The sequence below is a fragment of the Microcystis sp. LE19-41.2A genome, assembly GCF_027530405.1.
Taxonomy (GTDB): Bacteria; Cyanobacteriota; Cyanobacteriia; order Cyanobacteriales; family Microcystaceae; genus Microcystis; species Microcystis aeruginosa.
The window spans coordinates 1-1479 of the sequence record NZ_JAPZQJ010000093.1 but is presented as its reverse complement, the minus strand read 5'-3'; the positions used below and the strand labels follow the sequence as shown (position 1 = coordinate 1479).

General features: G+C 40.6%; 1 protein-coding gene and 2 pseudogenes. 2 read left to right on the top strand and 1 reads right to left on the bottom strand.

Annotation, left to right across the window (positions count from 1 at the left end):
- Positions 1-294: 294 nt before the first annotated feature.
- The gene (locus O9290_RS04050) at positions 295-441 is read right to left on the bottom strand and encodes a PEP-CTERM sorting domain-containing protein (protein WP_288057509.1); all 147 of its coding nucleotides are present in this window, start codon (positions 439-441) and stop codon (positions 295-297) included.
- A gap of 252 nt (positions 442-693) precedes the next feature.
- Between O9290_RS04050 and O9290_RS04045 the strand changes: the two are divergent.
- Together O9290_RS04045 and O9290_RS04040 are read left to right on the top strand one after the other, a co-directional pair.
- Positions 694-888 (top strand): annotated as a pseudogene (locus tag O9290_RS04045) (helix-turn-helix domain-containing protein); the annotation flags it as partial.
- 270 nt (positions 889-1158) lie between these two features.
- Positions 1159-1479 (top strand): annotated as a pseudogene (locus O9290_RS04040) (transposase family protein); the annotation flags it as partial.

Below are 1479 nucleotides of genomic sequence, written 5' to 3'. Positions count from 1 at the left end.
TCTCGGCTGGTGAGAGAGAGTCTATCTTTCTCTAAAAAAATGGAGAATCACGTTGGGGAACCCTTTGGTATTTTATCCATGACTACAATGCACAGCAAAGCAAAGGATTAAGCCGCCATCACTACTACCGAATCACCACCTGGTATTTTATCCATGACTACAATGCACAGCAAAGCAAAGGATTAAGCCGCCATCACTACTACCGAATCACCACCCAAATATCAAATAATCCTCTTTTAAATAGCAAAAAAGAGACCCTTGCGGCTCTCCTGTTGTAATCCCTTCAACTAACGCTTAGTTTTTGTCTGCTTGGGTGGGGCGGCACTTGAAGCCAGCCCCCAGAGCGACGACAGCCCCCAGACCGAGGAGGGCAGAGGGTTCTGGGGTTGTAGCGGGAGGGGCAGCATCGCACTTTAACCCACAGCTGCAATAAATGTGCATGGTACGTTCCCCAAAAATCTATTAGTGGAGCAGTAGGAGTCACATTAGGGAACGCACCCTACAATAGATCTCTTGCATAAGTCTAGACAAAATAGGATAAAATAGTCCAAGAGTTAAGATTGAAAGATGACTTACGAATAAGTAAAAACTTTAAAGCCAACAGAGTTAAAACGCTTGTGTGGCGTGTATCCAGATACATTTAAGGATATGGTAACAGTCCTAAATGCAGAAAAAGTTTGGCAAAAAAAGACTGGCAGATCGAGCAAATTGAGTACGGAAGACCAACTACTAATAACATTAGAATATTGGCGAGAATATCGCACCTATTTTCATCTGGGAAATAGTTGGGGTGTTAACGAATCAACGGCGTATAGAATTGTTAGGAAAGTAGAGAATATTCTCATCAAATCAGGTCTGTTTAATCTACCTGGAAAAAAAGCCCGGCTCTTCGGGAATTGTTATGCAAATAATTAACTTAAAATAAAATTCGATGAGAGCAACTACGCTCAAAAGTAGCTGAAATTCATACAGGAAAGGACTTAAGGCACAAATAGGTTAATACCAAAAGATAGACAATTGAGTTAAGATTTGATATAATATAGCGGTTCTTGCATCTGTGCGGCACACTTAAACCTTTGCTGATTAAGCTGTTCAGGATCAGGAATGTACCTCTTGTGAATCAGAAACGCTATAGCCAAAAACGAGATTATTTTACTTATGATACTTGACCAATTTTTGAACCTACAAGGAACCTGTATTCAAGGCTATCGACACCTAGAAAATATCGGTATAGTTTGACGAATCGAATCGAAAAATAAAAAATCAGCCTGTCCTCGTTGTGGGTTAGAGAGCGATAAACTCCACCAAAATCATCGACATCTAGTCAAAGATTTACCGCTCTCAGGTCAACCAGTGTACCTACAAGTTAATCGTCGTCAATTTAAGTGCGGTAATTGTCAGAAACCCTTTAGCGAAGAGTTAGATTTTGTCGCCAAGAAACGAACCTATACGAAAAGACTAGCCGAGAATATACTCGAA